The organism is Paludicola sp. MB14-C6, assembly GCF_030908625.1.
Taxonomy (GTDB): domain Bacteria; phylum Bacillota; class Clostridia; order Oscillospirales; family Ruminococcaceae; genus Paludihabitans.
The window spans coordinates 419,327-435,928 of record NZ_CP133133.1 but is presented as its reverse complement, the minus strand read 5'-3'; the positions used below and the strand labels follow the sequence as shown (position 1 = coordinate 435,928).

At 36.0% G+C, this 16,602-nt stretch carries 22 protein-coding genes; 21 read left to right on the top strand and 1 reads right to left on the bottom strand.

The window, feature by feature from the left end:
* Positions 1-264 precede the first annotated feature (264 nt).
* Positions 265-390, top strand: a complete 126-nt coding sequence (locus RBG61_RS02050; protein WP_307945237.1) for a hypothetical protein — start codon at positions 265-267, stop codon at positions 388-390.
* Positions 383-796, top strand: coding sequence for a hypothetical protein (locus RBG61_RS02045; protein ID WP_307945235.1), 414 nt, complete (start codon positions 383-385; stop codon positions 794-796). Before RBG61_RS02050 ends, RBG61_RS02045 begins: the two co-directional genes overlap by 8 nt.
* On the opposite strand, the gene RBG61_RS02040 is transcribed toward RBG61_RS02045, so the two are convergent.
* Positions 785-1,102 carry a hypothetical protein gene (locus RBG61_RS02040; RefSeq protein ID WP_307945233.1) on the bottom strand — a complete coding sequence of 106 codons (318 nt, stop codon included), beginning with the start codon at positions 1,100-1,102 and terminating at the stop codon, positions 785-787. The genes RBG61_RS02045 and RBG61_RS02040 overlap by 12 nt on opposite strands.
* A gap of 213 nt (positions 1,103-1,315) precedes the next feature.
* On the opposite strand from RBG61_RS02040, the gene RBG61_RS02035 reads away from it, so the two are divergent.
* From RBG61_RS02035 to RBG61_RS01945, 19 genes are all read left to right on the top strand, one after another.
* On the top strand, positions 1,316-1,645 hold the full coding sequence (locus RBG61_RS02035; protein ID WP_307945231.1) for a hypothetical protein: 330 nt from the start codon (positions 1,316-1,318) through the stop codon (positions 1,643-1,645).
* A gap of 41 nt (positions 1,646-1,686) precedes the next feature.
* Positions 1,687-2,427: a DNA-methyltransferase gene (locus tag RBG61_RS02030; protein WP_307945227.1), complete on the top strand. Its 741-nt coding sequence runs from the start codon at positions 1,687-1,689 to the stop codon at positions 2,425-2,427.
* A gap of 24 nt (positions 2,428-2,451) precedes the next feature.
* Complete coding sequence (locus tag RBG61_RS02025; RefSeq protein WP_307945224.1) at positions 2,452-2,871, top strand: hypothetical protein; 420 nt, start codon at positions 2,452-2,454, stop codon at positions 2,869-2,871.
* Between the two features lie 273 nt (positions 2,872-3,144).
* Positions 3,145-3,768: a phage terminase small subunit gene (gene terS, locus RBG61_RS02020; RefSeq protein ID WP_307945222.1), complete on the top strand. Its 624-nt coding sequence runs from the start codon at positions 3,145-3,147 to the stop codon at positions 3,766-3,768.
* Complete coding sequence (locus RBG61_RS02015; protein ID WP_307945219.1) at positions 3,769-4,449, top strand: HNH endonuclease signature motif containing protein; 681 nt, start codon at positions 3,769-3,771, stop codon at positions 4,447-4,449.
* A 137-nt stretch (positions 4,450-4,586) separates the two neighbouring features.
* On the top strand, positions 4,587-4,901 hold the full coding sequence (locus tag RBG61_RS02010) for a zinc-binding protein (RefSeq protein ID WP_307945217.1): 315 nt from the start codon (positions 4,587-4,589) through the stop codon (positions 4,899-4,901).
* Positions 4,901-6,676: a terminase large subunit gene (locus RBG61_RS02005; RefSeq protein WP_307945215.1), complete on the top strand. Its 1,776-nt coding sequence runs from the start codon at positions 4,901-4,903 to the stop codon at positions 6,674-6,676. The genes RBG61_RS02010 and RBG61_RS02005 overlap by 1 nt, the downstream gene beginning before the upstream one ends.
* Before the next feature lies 1 nt (position 6,677).
* On the top strand, positions 6,678-7,928 hold the full coding sequence (locus RBG61_RS02000) for a phage portal protein (protein WP_307945212.1): 1,251 nt from the start codon (positions 6,678-6,680) through the stop codon (positions 7,926-7,928).
* Positions 7,906-8,604 carry a hypothetical protein gene (locus tag RBG61_RS01995; protein ID WP_307945209.1) on the top strand — a complete coding sequence of 233 codons (699 nt, stop codon included), beginning with the start codon at positions 7,906-7,908 and terminating at the stop codon, positions 8,602-8,604. The genes RBG61_RS02000 and RBG61_RS01995 overlap by 23 nt, the downstream gene beginning before the upstream one ends.
* An 11-nt stretch (positions 8,605-8,615) precedes the next feature.
* Positions 8,616-9,812: a phage major capsid protein gene (locus tag RBG61_RS01990; RefSeq protein WP_307945206.1), complete on the top strand. Its 1,197-nt coding sequence runs from the start codon at positions 8,616-8,618 to the stop codon at positions 9,810-9,812.
* An 86-nt stretch (positions 9,813-9,898) separates the two neighbouring features.
* The gene (locus RBG61_RS01985) at positions 9,899-10,090 is read left to right on the top strand and encodes a chitobiase/beta-hexosaminidase C-terminal domain-containing protein (protein ID WP_307945203.1); all 192 of its coding nucleotides are present in this window, start codon (positions 9,899-9,901) and stop codon (positions 10,088-10,090) included.
* A gap of 10 nt (positions 10,091-10,100) precedes the next feature.
* Positions 10,101-10,406 (top strand): phage head-tail connector protein, encoded by a 306-nt coding sequence (locus RBG61_RS01980; RefSeq protein WP_307945201.1) that lies wholly within the window; start codon positions 10,101-10,103, stop codon positions 10,404-10,406.
* The gene (locus tag RBG61_RS01975; RefSeq protein WP_307945199.1) at positions 10,393-10,785 is read left to right on the top strand and encodes a hypothetical protein; all 393 of its coding nucleotides are present in this window, start codon (positions 10,393-10,395) and stop codon (positions 10,783-10,785) included. The genes RBG61_RS01980 and RBG61_RS01975 overlap by 14 nt, the downstream gene beginning before the upstream one ends.
* Positions 10,776-11,132 carry a hypothetical protein gene (locus tag RBG61_RS01970; RefSeq protein WP_307945197.1) on the top strand — a complete coding sequence of 119 codons (357 nt, stop codon included), beginning with the start codon at positions 10,776-10,778 and terminating at the stop codon, positions 11,130-11,132. Before RBG61_RS01975 ends, RBG61_RS01970 begins: the two co-directional genes overlap by 10 nt.
* On the top strand, positions 11,132-11,488 hold the full coding sequence (locus tag RBG61_RS01965) for a hypothetical protein (protein ID WP_307945195.1): 357 nt from the start codon (positions 11,132-11,134) through the stop codon (positions 11,486-11,488). Before RBG61_RS01970 ends, RBG61_RS01965 begins: the two co-directional genes overlap by 1 nt.
* Positions 11,489-11,500: 12 nt before the next feature.
* Positions 11,501-12,136, top strand: a complete 636-nt coding sequence (locus RBG61_RS01960) for a hypothetical protein (protein ID WP_307945193.1) — start codon at positions 11,501-11,503, stop codon at positions 12,134-12,136.
* Between the two features lie 26 nt (positions 12,137-12,162).
* Positions 12,163-12,690 carry a hypothetical protein gene (locus RBG61_RS01955; RefSeq protein ID WP_307945191.1) on the top strand — a complete coding sequence of 176 codons (528 nt, stop codon included), beginning with the start codon at positions 12,163-12,165 and terminating at the stop codon, positions 12,688-12,690.
* Positions 12,680-15,748 carry a hypothetical protein gene (locus tag RBG61_RS01950; protein ID WP_307945190.1) on the top strand — a complete coding sequence of 1,023 codons (3,069 nt, stop codon included), beginning with the start codon at positions 12,680-12,682 and terminating at the stop codon, positions 15,746-15,748. Before RBG61_RS01955 ends, RBG61_RS01950 begins: the two co-directional genes overlap by 11 nt.
* An 8-nt stretch (positions 15,749-15,756) precedes the next feature.
* Positions 15,757-16,602: a phage tail domain-containing protein gene (locus RBG61_RS01945; RefSeq protein ID WP_307945188.1), complete on the top strand. Its 846-nt coding sequence runs from the start codon at positions 15,757-15,759 to the stop codon at positions 16,600-16,602.

Genomic DNA, 16,602 nt, shown 5'->3' with positions numbered 1-16,602 from the left:
CATGTTGAGCAGGTCTGTAGAAAATATCATTTTGCAGTCAACTACAATCGGTACACGAATAAATATATCGTATTGCTGCAATGCTTGGAGGACAAGGCATATGTTTATAAAGACTAATTGTGATGATTGCGTGTTTTGCCGAAATCTATTTTGCTGTGTTAAGAAAAGAGTGCTTGAACGTTCACAAAATGGAATTATTAAACCACCTGAGGACTGCATCCATTCAGTAGAATATAACGAAAGAAATAGGAAAGAGGTGTTAATATGATACGTTGTTATTTTACGGGAATAGCGTGTGACGAATGCACGGAAGAAAACTTTGAAGAGTGCGACTGTAACGGTAATTGTTCCGAGTGCCTAAATGCAGAGGAGGATGAAGAGGATGATTGAAGTTTTACTCAGCATACATAAAGGACATTGCAGGAACATATTGTCGGGTGCAAAGTTGATTGAGATTCGCAAAAGCTATCCAAAGAAGGACGAGTTATCATATTATAAATGCTATCTCTATGAGACAAAGGCAGATGGAGGAGCTGGTGCAATAGTAGGTGAATGTTTTATAAATGGAGTTACACCGATACACTCAAATTTTCCGTTGCCATATAAAGAATGGATTGCAAATAAAGCTTGCATTGGACTTGATTATTTAATTGATTATCAAAAAGACAGTACAGTTTATGCATGGAACGTATCACGAGTAAAGCAATATAATAATCCAAAATTGCTTGAAGAGTTTGGGCTACATAAAGCACCTCAAAGTTGGTGTTATATAAAAAAGGACCAGTCACTTTCGTAACTGATCAGATAAATCCGAGGGCGCTTTATCAATAATTTGTTCTTTAATCCATTGTTTTGATTTATCGGGTAACTGTCCGGCAATATCCTTATGGTTTAATTTACATACAAAAAGGCGGTCGGATGGTTGAATATGTTTAATAAGTTGTTCTCTGATTGCAATAGTAGTCCAACCGCTTTTAATTAGAATACATCCATCAAAAAGCTCTTTGTTGCAATTATCTGAAAGCTCATTTAAGCAATCAAAGAAAGAATCGTATTTTAGTATATCTTTCGTTAAATGATAAGTAACCAAGTAAGCATGCACAAAAATCACTCCATAATAATTTTAACTTTATTATATCATAAAAGGCTGTGATTTAAAACGAATGGGAAAGTGTGAAGCAATAAAACATTTAAAAAGCAAACGTGAGCACCTTACACCGCAACAATATAAAACCATAAAAGGACAAATATTATCCGGCAATATTGAAGGTGCAATGAAAGGACTAAATAGAGTAGTGGGATAGTGAGGTGGAAAATGATTCAGCATGAATTAGAGCAATATAGAAGTCTTGTTGCTGAAATTGTGGAACTAAATTATTTATTGAAACAAGGTTTGAATGAAAAGAAAGCAGGTAACATAAAAGCAAGAATACAAGAACTTTCGGAGCGGGTAAAGTCTATTGAAGATTTCATAAATGCAATACAGGATAGCAAAGTTAGAAGAATATTCTTTTATCGTTATATGTATAGCCAAAGAAAAACAAGTTGGCAAGATATCGCTTTTCGAATTGGTGAACATGATGAAAGCTATCCAAGGCGAATACATAAGCACTATATGAAAGTTGTCGAAACTACCGAATTGTAAATGATATCATATTACTATAAATAAAAAAGGAGAGTAGTAATATGAAGTTAGAAGTAAACAACGTTTACAACATGGATTGTATTGTAGGTATGCAGCAGATTGAGGATAAGAGTATAGACATGATTTTATGCGACTTACCTTATGGCACAACGGATTGTAGGTGGGATAGCATCATTCCTTTTGATTTACTCTGGAAGGAATACGAGCGAATCATAAAAGACAATGGTGCAATCGTGTTAACCTCAGCACAACCGTTTACAACAAAATTAATCGGCAGTAATCAAAAGCTTTTTCGTTATTGCTGGTACTGGATAAAGAATTGTGCAACCGGGTTTCCTTTCGCAAAGTATCAACCAATGCGTAATGTAGAGGATATATGCGTGTTCTATAAGAAAGTACCAACATACAATCCACAAGGTTTGATTAAACTAGATAAACCAATCGTTAAGCAAAGACCTGATCCAACAAAAGAAAACGTGTATAAAATGGATAGCTTGACCGGTGGATATGTTACACGATTTACTAATTATCCAAGGCAAACGCTTGAAATCAAATGTCAGCGTGAGGGACTTCATCCAACACAAAAGCCGGTAGAGTTGTTTAAGTATTTGATACTTACATACACAAATGTAGGTGATACTGTGCTGGATAATTGTATCGGATCAGGAACAACAGCAGTAGCTTGCATTGAAACCAATCGTAATTTCATAGGATTTGAGTTAGATGAGAAGCATTATAATACCTGTATAAAGAGAATAAGCAAATATCAAGGTAGTACCTAACTTTAATAAAAAGGATGGTGTAAAGTGACAGAAATAAGAAAAAGCAATCAAGAAAAAAAGCGGTTATTGTTACAGTATAATAAATTGCAGTTAATGATTGAGAGGGAAAACGAGGAGATTATAAGAATACAAAGTCGAGCGGAAAAAATCACACCGTCTTTTTCTTCACAACCAAAAGGCAATGTATCAGTAGACAAAATACAAAAAGCTATTGAACAGCAAGAGCAACACTTGAATAAGCTGAGCGAGTTAATGAGTGAACAAATACATATCTGTCAACAGATATATGAAGCGGCTCGGAATTTAGATGGTACGCTATACTTAATCATATTGTATAAGTATATTGACAATATGACATTTGAACAGATTGCTGTTAAGCTTAACTATAGTTTTCGCCAAGTATTAAGGCTGCATGGAAAAGCACTTGCTTTTATAGATGTATGATGTCATTGAATGTCACATTGCAAACGTGTTAAAGTGTAATTGTAAAAATAACTCTTGATAAGTGGTCATTTAAATTATTGTTACAAGGATGTGATTATCATGGAACAGGTAAGCAATATGTTGGATGCATAAAATCAGCAGTGCAAAAATATATGAGAACAGAAGCAACCATTGTATGTGGTTGCTTCTTTACGTGTATAAAGCAATAAGCTTTTATATATATTTGCAGTCGAATGCAAAAAATCAAACAAATCTAGTGTATGAGGTGGTGAGATGGGCAGAAAGAAAAATCCGAAAAGACAGCAAGCTCAAAAGCTGTGGCTAGAGTCGAAGAAGAAGCGTAAATTAAAAGATATTGCAGCAGAACTTGGAGTATCAGAAGGCCTTGTTCGTAAATGGAAATGTGAAGATGAATGGGATAAATCATCGTTACGAAAAATTAACGGAGAACAGGTCGTTTGTGTTACGAAGGCAAGAGGTGCTCCTCTTGGTAATAAAAATGCATTAGGAGCAGGTGCTCCTGATGGCAACAAGAATGCAGTAAAAACGGGAGAATTTGAGAATATTTTCTTTGATACTCTAGGCAGTGATGAGTTATATATGATTGATAATGTAACGTTACATAAAAAGGAATTGTTACTGAATGAAATTAAACTTCTTACTGTTCGTGAAAGAAGAATGATGCAACGATTAGATAAATTTAAAGGTAAAGAAGGGCAATCAGCAGAGGTAAGAACTTCGATTGATTTAGGTATTGCAGTTCAAACTGTGAAATCAAATCCGGCTATAAAGATTATTCAAAGCATAGAAGAAGCATTAACAAGAATACAAGCACAGAAGAGACAATGTATTGATTTACTAGACAAGATAGAGCGTGGTGAAATGGAGTGTTGGTGATTGGCAAGGCTAGATATACTGCAACAGTTTTATGTATCAAGAGCGTGGAAAGAGTTTCGCTTTACATTGATTATGCAGCGTGGTTGTAGGTGTTTGCATTGCGGTAAGGTATTTGCTGATACGTCAAAGTTGATTGCTCACCATAAAGTAGAACTAACAGCGGATAACATTAACGATATATCTATTACAATGAATCCTGATCTAATAGAAATAGCGTGTGTTGATTGTCATAATAAAGAGACCAATAGATTTGTAGCTAAATCGCATAATGTGTACGTAGTGTATGGCGCTCCATTAAGTGGCAAGCAAACGGCTGTTATACAGATGATGAAACGTGGTGACTTAATTGTTGACATTGATAGAATATGGACAGCGATTACAATGTGTCCGGCATACGATAAACCAAACAATGTTAAGTATAATGTGTTTGCGGTTAAAAACTTATTGATTGATAATATAAAGACTCGGTACGGTCAATTCAATGATGCGTATCTTATAGGTGGATATCCGGATAAATATGAAAGAGAAAGAGTTGCTGCAGAACTTGGCGCAACTCTTATCTATTGTGAGAGCACAAAGGATGAGTGCATAGAACGTTTATTAAACGATACCAACAAGCAAACTGTAAGAAAAGAATGGGAGCGTTATATCAACGCATGGTTTGATAAGTACACAGAGTAACCGCCCCCCATGAGTGGGTGATTGGGCTTGTAGCTTCTTACTGCACATGGGCCATAACTTATACTCACACCGAGGTTTTCAGTTTTCTTAGAAAGTACATGGCTTTTTTGGTAAAGTAACATGATTTGGAGGGTATTATGACTGTTGAATCTGAGATAAAAAGGTTGAAGGGGCTTTTCAAAGATGCTGACGAACTCAAGTTTAATTTGTTAGAGGGTGCGATCATAGAATGCGCTCGGACAAGATGTCAGTTAAATGATTTAAATGCTCTTGCAATGAAAACAGGATTAGTAAAGGTGCATCCAAATAATCCAATGATGCAAAAAGAAACGATTGTTGCAAAGACAATCATTAAAGTGCGAGCAAATTACGTTAATTTAATAAAGTTGTTATGTAAAGAGCTTGGTGCTTTTGAGGATGATATGGATGATGATTTAGGAGATTTTGAATAATGTATAACGTTATTTCAGAGGAATTCAATGGTGTTCATTCATGGCTATTGGAATATTACGCAAAGTGTAAAAGCGGTGAAATCATCATTGGAAATGAACTGATGATTACGCTTGACGGTTTATATGCTGATTTATACAGCGGCGAGTATCAATTTGAATTAACTTATGCGCACAAGAGAATCAAGTTTATAGAGGAAAAATGCAAGCATTTTGAGGCCCCACATGCCGGTAAAGCTTTTATACTACTGCTATGGCAAAAGGCACACATCGAAGCACTACAGGCTTTCAGGATGTTTGATGATGAACTGCAAAGATGGGTGAGAAGATTTCAAGAAGATATTCTTCTTGTTGGCCGTAAAAACGGAAAGACTCCATTTGTTGGTGCAATGTGTTTAGCAGAATTCTTCTGTGGACCGGTTGGAATTAAGATACTATGTGCATCGAATAACTTTGAACAGGCTTCACTGATGTTTGATGCAATTGACTATATGAGGGAAGAAAGCCCTAGTTTAGAGCGGGTTACACGAAGAAATCAAAAAGGAATTTTCTTTGGGAACCGCAAACAAAAGCGAAAAAAAGGCAAGTTTTCACAGCAAAACAAAGGCCAAATACGAAAGTTGTCGGCAAAGACAGGGGCAAAAGAAGGTAGAAATATTGCGGTTGGTGCTGTAGATGAAGTATTTGAAATGGAAGATGACAGCTTAGTAATGCCAATTAAGCAATCACTATCCACACAGGATGAACCGCTTTATTTTGAGCTGACAACAGAAGGTTTCACCAATGATGGATATTTAGATAAAAGATTGATTGAAGCAAGAGAAGTATTGCATGGCGAGAAATATAAGCCACGTTGGTTAATATGGCTCTATACGCAAGACAGCGAAGCGGAAATATGGCAGAACGAGAAAAGCTGGTATAAGTCTAACCCTTCCATGGGAGTGGTTAAAAAGTGGAGTTTTCTTCGTGGCTTGATTGAAGATGCCAAAACATCAAGCAGCGTTCGGGCATTCGTACTTGCAAAAGAATTCAATATCAAGCAAAACAATGCTCAAGCTTGGCTTGACTCTGCAACAATTATTAACCCTGAAACATTTGATATAGATAAGTTTAGAAAATGCTTTTATATTGGTGGGGTGGATATATCGGAAACTACAGACTTAACGAGTGCAAGGGCTTTGTTTATTGATTCAAAAACAATGAAAAAGTATGTATTGGTTATGTATTTTGTACCCGAAGCAAAAGCAGATACTGAACTTTCAGATTTAAACGGAACGAATCCGGAAAAGAAGAGCTATAGAGAATGGGCAAAAAAAGGGCTTGTCACTATTATTCCGGGTAACGAAATTGACACAAGTTATATTTCTCAGTGGTATTGGGGACTATTTAAAGAATATAAAATGCAGCCGTATAAAATCGGCTATGATAACTTTGATGCAAAGGCATTTGCAAAGGAAATCAAAGAAATGTTCGGTGAAGATGTTCCAGTAAGAGTACCTATGAAAATAGAAACATTATCTAATCCGATGAGAATAGTGGAAGCGGATTTGAAGTCGAAAGACTTAATCTATAACAATAACCAAACAGGCAAAGCAGAAGTAGACATTTGGTGTTTGGAAAATACCGCATTTAAGGTTAACAATATTGGTTTAATTATGCCGGTTAAAGTACAAGGTCAATCTGCAAAACGTATTGATGGAGCGTTAACTTATATTATTTGTTATACCGTTTTAGGATGGTTTAAACGTGACTTTATTGATTTAATAAGGGAGAGATAGTATGAATTTCATGCAAAATATGATGTATCATATCTTTCCAAAGTACAGGGCAAAGATAAATAGTTCTATCATACGAGGAGAAAGACCTATTTATACTGACTTTGGTAATGATGTGTATTTATCAGATGTGGTAAGGCAAGCATTTAAAGCCATTGCGTTAGAATCAAGCAAAATATCGTTAAAATCGGTAATTGAAACTGAAAATCCTCGTAAGATTACCGTTCAAAATGATTCCATAACAAGGCTTTTTCGCTATAAACCGAATCCTTTAATGACAACACAGGAATTCTTTTATCGTGTGGCTTGGCTTAGAAAGAAAAATTTGAATGTTTTTATCTATCCAAAATACAACATTGTAGATGGAAAAAAAGAATTTACCGGGTTTTATCCGTTAGATCCTACCGGTGTAACATTTTTTACTGATGGAACGGAAATATCAATTGAATTTTCTTTTGCAAATGGTGATAAATACGAACTACCTTATAACGATATTATTCATTTGCGTGATGAGTATGCAATGAATGAATTGGTTGGAGGAAATTCGGACGGATTACCTGAAAACCGAGAAATATTGAAAACAGTATCTATTTTAGATAAAGTCATGCAGGGCTTACCAAAGGCAATTACAGCAAGCTTGGAAATGAAAGGTGTCTATAATGTAAAAACTGCAATAGATAGAGAAAAGCTCAATTCTGATCGTGATAAATTTGAAGAGGATTTGAATAAATCTTCTGCAGGTATTGTAGCGATCGGCTATGAGGGGGATTTTACTCCAATCAACATTAACCCTCAGTTAATTCCCAAAGATATTGTAGTTTGGCTAGAAGAAAAAATCCTTAAAAATTATGGAGTATCTATGGCGATTGTGTCCGGTGATTTCACAGAGACACAATCGTCTGCTTTTTATCAAAAATGTATTGAGGATTTCATCATTCAATCAGAACAGGCCTTTTCATATTGCTGCTTTGACGATGAACAGCAAAATGAAGGTAAAAAAATTAAAATATATGATCGCTTAGTACAACATCTTTCTATGGAAACTAGGCTTAAAATAAGCGAATTATATGTTCCAACAGGATACATTGATGAAGATGAAGCAAGAGAGTTAATTGGCTATGAGCCGAAAGGTCGGTCAAGAACCGTTGTTTCTCTAAATTATGTAGATATAGCAATTGCAAATGAGTATCAACTCAATTCAATGCGTAATAATCGAGGAAGGAGGAACGAAAATGTCAATGGCTCAGGTAAGTAAGATGTTTCTTAACGCTTCTTTGAAGGGTGTTACGCTTGATGTAGGCGAGCAAGAATTGGCTTTAATCAATCAATTTACAATGAAAACGCTCACCGCAGAGGATGTGTTTGTATTTAAGCTTGCAATGTGCGACAACGAAATAGACAGAGATATCGAGCAATTTAGCGATGAATGTTTAACAAAATTAGCCGAATTGTTCAAAGGTAGAACTGTAATTTCAGATCATTATGCTACTTCAAAGAACCAATCAGCACGAATTTATGACACTGAGGTTGAAACAACAAGCGATAAAAATTCGCTGGGACAACCTTACAAAAGACTTATTGCGAAGTGTTATATGCCAGTAACCAAGAGTAATGAGGACTTGATTCTTGAAATTAACGCTGGAATTAAGAAAGAAGTAAGTGTTGGTGTTTCTATTGGAAAGGTGCAATGCTCTATTTGTGGTATTGATCGAAGAAAGCAAACTTGTGACCATAAATTAGGAGCAGAGTACAACAAGAAAAAATGTCATTTCATTTTGTGCGAGCCGACCGATGCATACGAAGTTAGCTTTGTTGCCGTACCGGCACAAAAACAAGCCGGGGTAATTAAAAGCTACGAACTTAACGACCAAGATGTTTCTAAGCAATTAGAAATAGAAAAAGCAAAAACCGAAATATTATCAAAAATGTAGGAGGAAACAGTATGAAAACATGGTTTTTAAACAAAATCAAAGGTCTAAAAGACCAAAAAACGCAGTTAATTGCAAAGGCGCAAAGCTCAGAAGATTTAACAGAAGTTAAATCTATTAACTCACAATTAGAATCTATCAATACCGAAATTGAGGACCTAGAAAAGCAATTGGCTACTCTTGACGGCCAACCAGGAAGCAGCAAAGGCTTTAACCCGATGGGTACATACTTCATGGACAATGGTAATCAAAAAGCAGCTACTGAGGATGAAGAAAATCTTCCTTATCGTAAGGCATTTATGGAGTATGTTCTAAAAGGAACTCCAATTCCGGCTGATGTGCAAAAAGCAAGTGCTACAACTATGACAAGTGATATTGGTTCCGTAATTCCTAATACGATTATGAACCAAATCATTCAAAAGCTAAAGAATAGCGGTAAAATCTATCAGATGATGAGAAAGACCAATATTAAAGGCGGTGTTTCTTATCCAACATCCTCAATCCTTCCTGTTGCAACTTGGGTATCTGAGGGTAAAGTTGCAGATAAACAAAAGAAAACAACCGGATCAATTACGTTCCAATACTATAAACTTCAATGCAGAGTTGCAGTTTCTCTTGAAGCTTCCACAACTTCTCTTCCAATTTTCGAAGCACAACTTGCAGAAGATATTGCACAAGCAATGATTATTGCAAAAGAAAAGGCTTCTATTAACGGTACCGGAGTTGGAGAGCCAAAAGGTATTTTCAAAGAAACAGAAGCGAAAACAGTAGAAATTGCTGCAGCTGACTTAAATAGTTATAAAAAGTTTGCTGCTATTCGTGCAAAGATGGGAACCAATTACCGTGGTGGAGCTGTTTGGCTGCTAACACAAAGCGATTGGGATACCTATATTGTAGGTATGGTAGATGAGCAAGGCCAACCTGTTGCTCGTGTAACAGTAGGATTAGACGGTGTGCCTGTTGAAAGACTTATTGGCATTCCTGCTTGCTTAGTGGATGATGATTATATTACTCCATTTGCTGATGCTGTTGCTGGTAGTTTCTTTGGTGCACTTGTGAACTACGGTTACTATGCATACAATTCAAACTTAAACATGGGTATCAGAAGATACTTTGATGAAGATACTGATGAATGGGTTAATAAAGCAACTGAGCTTGGTGATGGAAAACTGCTTGATGATAACGCATTAGTATTACTAAAAAAACAATAGCCCCACCAGTTCAAACCCTTAGTACAAAAGTAGCTACACCGTCTGCAAGTCGTGCAGGCGGTGATTTTGTACAAGTACAAACAATCATGTTATCATGCGAAACTGATGGGGCTACAATTTACTACACATTAGATGGAACTGCTCCATCTCAGTCAAAGACGCTTTATACCGGACCGATTGAATTATCTAAATCGGCAACACTTAAAGCAAAAGCATATAAAACAGGATTGCTGGTTTCTGATGAAATGAGTGAAACATACAACATTTCAAATGTATAGAGGTGTTATTATGACGGACGCTGAATTTCTCAACGAAGTCAAGTATCGTGTAGGCATTTATTACACCGATGAGCAGGTGGATAAATCAATTACAACAATGATTAACGGCTGCAAGCAATATGTAGAAAATGCAGGAGTTAAACGAGAACAAATGGATTGTGATTTAATGCTTGATATTGCTGCTATGTGGGTTGAAGCAACAAGAAATGCAACTTTGAATGATTTGATTGTTGGACCTGCATTTATTAGCTTTGTATTGCAGTTAAAGCACTACACACCATCTATAACGGGAGCTGTTATTCATGAAACATCTTAGTCTCAATACCGGCGTTAAATTTAGCTATTTAGATTCATCATACAAAAAAGGAGTAGGCTCGGTAGATGAATGGGTGGAATTCACTTATAAAATGGGTGAATCCACTCATTTCATTTTCCCTGCTGAATGGACTAATGCCTTTGGAAATGATGTATTTCAAGCAGAATCGCTAAAAATCAGAGAACTAGCAACTGTTAGGATGGGATATAATCCGGATTTATTTAAAATTCTGAATACAAAAAAGGTTAAAATTTGGAGAAACAATGAAACGGGTGATAAAAACGCTTTTACAGTATATGGCCCATCCGATAATGTAAAAATGAGAGATCAAATGCTTGAGTTTAAAGTGCAACGATTGGAAGTGAAGCCATGCGACTAAAGGATGAACTTCAACTTACGCTTGATGATGTACTCTTTGATTTAGGCATTCACTCACATTGGAAAAGGCGAAGAGATAGTATTGGTACAGAGTATGTTGTGTATCAAATTATATCGACACCGAATCGTGAATTTGCGAATAATATGCCAATTCGTAGAGAAGAAAATGTTGATATAAACTATTACGCAGAATCTAAATCATTTAACTATGATCGCATAGAATTGATAAAAGATGCTATGTTTCAAAAGGGGTGGGTGCTTTCTAATGGCGAGCAGGACATTGAAACGCTTGAAAGAACATTGGAAGATGGAATTAACATGGAATTTACTCGTGAGGTGACTATGTAATGGCCTTATTTGAAACGTTGGATGATAGTGAAAAGCTGCTTTATAACACACAACATGCGGTTAAAGTATCGCTCAATCGGGGGCTTGACAAAGCAGCTGAATATTTGAAGGGTAAGCTTGAGCAAAATTCACCGGATGACAAGAAAACAAAATCAAAGAAGTACAAAAGGCAATGGAAAATAAACCGCAGGTACAAAAACATGCGTATTCTATACAATGCAAAAATGGTTAATAGTCCTGACGGGGAGATTCCTTTATCCAACATATTAGAGATTCAAAGCCCACACATGAGAAAAACGTTTGATGATTGTGCGGATGAATTAGCTGATATTATTTTAAACGAAATTGAATTTTAGGAGGTAAGTTAAATGCCACAAGATTATAGTAAACAGCCAGCAGCGTATCATGGTATTAAAAATACAAAATACGCAATGCGAGGAGCTGATGGCGCAAAAGGAACAGAAGTAAAAAGTCTTCCTTTTGCAAAGTCAGTAGGTTTTGATCCAACGGTTGAACAGCAACCGGTTTATGCAAATGACAGTAAAGTTCTAGCTATTGTTTCTGATAACGGATATACAGGAACTGTTGGAACAACCGGTCAAGACAGAACTTTTGAAACTGCTTTAGGTCATATTATGCCAGTTGATGGCGGCATAGCAGATATCAATCAGCTTGGATTTAAGCGGTGTGATTTTTATTATGAGTACCAAGAAGAGACTGCAACCGGTATTAAATACACGGTAAAAGTATGGGCCTTAAATGTTGAATTTTCAAAAGCGAATAAGAATCATGCAACCGACCAAAACCAAGCAACCATTGGCGAATATTCTTATCCAATCACTGTCTATGGGGATAAAATTATGGATGCTGCAGGTACAGCAGTATATAAAGATGCGTACGGAAATGAATTAACGGCTACACGTATTATTTCTGTGCCGTCAGATAAAACTTATACTGACTTTGAAAAAACAGTACCAACTGTTAAGATGGCAAGTGCCACTTAAATTGCACTAAGAAGGAGTAAAAAATTATGATAATTAAAATAGGTCAAGTAGACTATGAGGCTTCACCTTCCTTCATGTCACTTGTAAACTATAGAGTGGAATATGGAAAATCGTTTTTTGCGGAAGAAAAAAGCTTTGAGGGACTTGTAAAAATGATTTATGTTTCGATTGTAGGGAAAAAGCCTTATTATCATAATTTTTTGAATGATTGTAGAGCAGATAGCTTGTTTGAAGCTACTGCTCTATATTTCATTAAAGCGCTAATGAAGCATGAAGAGCAAAACAAAAATAAAGAAAATACCGGCGAAATAATGGATGAATACAAAGTGTTGGCTTTGTGCGGCATTGCCCATATACAAGAAACACTTTTATATAAATTAAACTTCTTTCAGGTTTTATCTGTAATTGGACACTACTGTGATATAAAGACTGGTAATCAACAGTCAAAGGAAATGACTTCAACTCAAAGAAAAGCATTGTATGGAATAACTCCGGAAAAAGAAAAGGAAATTGAAGAATACATGATGAAATGTGGTGAAAATGATGGCAGGTAAAACAGTAACAAGAGGGCTTAATATTGTTGTTGATGGTAAAACGCAGAATTTTGATGCAGCAATGGCAAAGTCTACGGAAAAGGTAAAAGAAACAAAAAATGAAGTGAATGCACTGAAAAGAAGCCTTTTAACTGAATGGGATAATAAGACTTTTGTTAATGCACAAGCAGCTGCAACCAATGCATTTAAAGCAACAGAAGAAAAAGTAAAATTACTGAAAACATCATTAAATCAATTGGGTGAAGTAGATACCCAAGAAGCAAAGAAACAGATTAAAGCTATTACTGTTGAACTGATGAATGCAGAAACCGCAGCGAAACAAGCAAAAAAGCAACTTGAAAATATCAATAATATGAAGTTTGACCGTGTAACCAACCTGTTAGGAAAAATAGGCGATAACATGCTCAAAGGTGGAACGGTTATGACAGCCGGTGTAACGCTTCCGCTGGCCTACGTTGGTAAAGAAGCTTTGGAAGCTGCAAGCGATTTAGTAGAGGTGCAAAATGTTGTTGATGTTGCATTTAAAGATAGTGCGGAATCCGTTAATAAATGGTCTAAATCGTTATTAGATAGCCACGGAATTTCAGAATTAACAGCAAAGCAATATTCCGGCTTATTTAAATCTATGGCTAACGGTATGGAAATTGTGGATCATACCGGAGAAGAAATGTCTAAGCAGCTGACTGAACGCATGAGTGATATTGCATCATACAGAAACTTATCATTTGAACGTGCAGGAACAATGTTAAAAAGTGTTTTTACTGGTGAAACTGAAAGCTTAAAAGAAATCGGCGTAATAATGACAGAAGCTAATCTAAATGCTTATGCATTAGCGCATGGCATGGAAGAAATATCTGATTCAATGACACAAGCCGAAAAAGTGCAATTGCGTTATAATTTCGTTATGGATGCAACAAGAGAGATGCAAGGTGACTTTGCTAGAACTTCGGATAGTACTGCAAACCAAATGAAGCAAGCACAGGAACGTGTGAAGAAATTATCTATTGAGTTAGCACAGGAACTATTACCTATTGCAAATGATTTATTAAAATATGCTAATGATTGTATGAAGGCATTCGACGGTATGTCAGAAAGTCAAAAGAGAAATATTGTTGTTATTTTAGGATTAGCTGCAGGTTTAGGACCGGTTGTCACTGTTTTTGGTGGAATTGTTAAAGCAGGCGAGTTGAGCGTTAGCGCAGTGAAAAAAGTTGTTTCTGCTATAAATAAATTCAAAATGGCAAACGAAGCCGCAGCTGTTTCACAAGGAGCCTTAAACACCACAATGTTAGCAAGTCCATATGCATTGATAGCTGTTGGAATATTAGCAGTAGGAGCTGCATTTGCAGCATATAGCGCTTCATTGAAAGAAGCTACTGCAGATACAAAGAAACTAAAACAAGAGTTAGATGATGTTGTTAGCAAATATGATTCTCAGTTGAACAGTATTAAAGACTCTGCGCAATCAAAGCTTATTGAACTGGATGTAACTGATAAACTGATAAACCGATATGAAGAGTTAAATGGTAAGGTCGGCATTACAGCAGCAGAGAGAAATGAGCTAGCTTCTATTGTTAATCAACTAAATGGTTTACTTGGAATAGAAATTCATTTAGTTGATTCCGGAACGGGTGCATTTGATGCATCCGCCGCAAGTTTAAGAAATCTTACGCAAGCACGAAGAGAAGAAATTGAACAATTAGCAAAAAGAGATCAAGCTATTGCATACCAAAAGGCATTGTATGACATTGAAGATCAGATTAAAAAGCTTGATGAAAATTATAGATCGAAGGACTTTTACAGTAAGAGCGATTTTGTTTTACCCGGTATCAATAAATCAGCAGAAATGGAAAAGTGGAATGCTCTTCAACAGGCTTATCAGAAGAGAAAAGAATATAAGGATAAGTTGGATGAGCTTTATGGTGCTACTAATTCAAGTATATCAAGTGGGAGTGTTCCGAATATTAGCGCACCAAAAGTCGATACAAAGCAAATTGAGGATAACTATAAAAAAGAAAAAGAAATGCTCGATTATCGCCGACAGATTGGTGTTGTTACAGAGCAAAAGTATTATCAGGAACTGAAAGGCTTAAAAAGTAAGTTTTTTTCTGATACGGAAAAAGAATATGCAAAAATGACTGATACCGAAAGAAAGCTAAATGTTGAGCTATATAATACCGAAGTTTCTTTAAATAATAAGCGACTATCGGATGCTAAAAGTTATGCATCCGAAAAGAAAAAACTTGCTAAGGATGAATACGATAAGAAAAAGCAAATAGCGAAAGATGCATATGAAGAAAACAAAAAGTTGATGAAAGCTAGTTATGATAGTACTAAAAAAGAGCTTGAAGATTCATATAATGCTGAGATTAAGACAATTGAATCTTCATTAAAAGCCAAAGAAAGTGCAATCAATGCTGAAATCAAAGCAATTGATAAAGAAATTGAGGCCCGTAGACGTTTGAAGCAAGAAGAAGAGTATACAAGTAAAACAGATGCAATTAAAGCACAATTAACATATGGTAAAAATGATGAATTTACGCAAAGAGAACTTCAAGCTGAGCTTGCTCGTCTTGAAAAAGAACAAGCTGATGCAAAATGGGAGCTTGAACAACAAAACAGAAAAGAAGCATTGAAAGAGGAACTCGACAATGCCAAGGAAGTTGCCGAGCAGCGTAAAGCAGATTTAAAAGAGCTGCTTGATATTCAAAAAAAAGCTGTTGATGAACAATATACTCAGCAAATAGAAATGCTAGATACTGCATATCAGTTGCACCTAGCACAATTAGATGCAATGTTTGAAAATTCAAGTAAACAGATGGGGCAAATATCACGTGAATTTGTAAATACCATTACAGCCGGATGTAATGCCGCCGCTTCTGCTTTACGTTCAGCCATTTCAGATGCAAAAACGGCCGCCCAAAATCTCAATTCTGCAAGCTCCACAACATTTTCAACTACAAATCGAAGTGCTTCCATGAATGTTTATGGTTCAAATTATACAGATAGCCAATTGAGATATATTATGAACCAAATGCTATATGAAGATATCAACTAGGAGGGCATATGAAATCTTTAACGTATATTTCGGATAGTGGATTGATGATTCAATTTAATGCGACATTTCCTTTCTATGTGGATCATGAAGATTTAAACAGCGTTGGGGCAAGCTTTGATGAAATTAAGCCGGCAGGATATGACGGTACAATTACTACTGGTGGTTCCTATAATAAAAAAATTATACCGATATCAGGTACTATTGTTGGAACATCCAAAGATCATATTAGCGAGTTGGAAAATCTTCTTGCAATGACTATGAATATTCATTATGAAGGTTGGCTAATTGCTGAACAAAATAGCGGAAAGAAAAAGAAAATTAAATGTAGGCCAACACAAAATCCTAGTTTTAGTAAAGCGTTTGGCCTAGGTGTTCCGTTTACTTGTGAGTGGCAATGTGACAAGCCGTACTGGTTAGAGTATAACGACACTATTGTTCCAATCGGACAAATCGTACCAATGTGGTCGTTCCCTTTTACTCCTCCTGTTACATTTGGAAGGGCAGTACAAAACGTTGACATTATGAATCATACTTCGATAGAAATTCCAATTCGCATTGAAGTTTTATCACAATCTACATTGATTGAGATTGTAAACGTTTCAACCGGTGCATCATTTAAAATTACAGCTCAGATTGAAAAGAATCATAAAATGATAATTGATAGTGACAACTGCGATGTTTACATTGTCGACCTAGTTTCATTAGAGCAGGTCGATGCTACAAATAGATTGGTTCCGGGAAGCGATTACATAACATTAAAACCGGGTAACAATCGAATTGAAATAAATAATGGTATCGCAGACAGTACACCACTTTCGTATATTATTTATAACATTCCTAGTTTGGCGGTGTGA